The organism is Rhizobium sp. FG113 (assembly GCF_057809895.1).
Window position 1 is genome coordinate 1 of the sequence record NZ_JBMDKV010000070.1, and the last position, 343, is coordinate 343.

The window sequence follows — 343 nt, forward strand, 5'->3', positions numbered from 1 at the left end:
CACGTTAGCACTTTGATGCTGTCGGAGCGGGCCGTTCCACCTCATCAGGGGTCGGCTAGCAAGCTGCCGCCGCTCCGTCTGCGACTTCGCGGTGATCGCGACCGTCCATGTTCCTTCGAGGAGCCATCAGCGGGAATTGACCCGCTTCCGATGGAGCACCTCAACATGGCACACGATCTTTCCCTCGCCCAGTCTCACGCCTTCCACCTCTGCAACGATCTGATGGTTCCCATCACTCTCTTCAAGTCCGGAGACGAATTCGGCGTCCTTCCGTCCGACGAACTCGACGACGAAGACGATCTTGAGATCGTGCATGAATATTTCCCCCGCGGGTCTCATTGAG

Annotated in this window: 1 pseudogene; it reads right to left on the bottom strand. The window is 58.6% G+C overall.

The window, feature by feature from the left end:
• Positions 1 to 126: 126 nt before the first annotated feature.
• Positions 127 to 343: pseudogene (locus ACODTZ_RS36160) on the bottom strand (hypothetical protein); the annotation flags it as partial.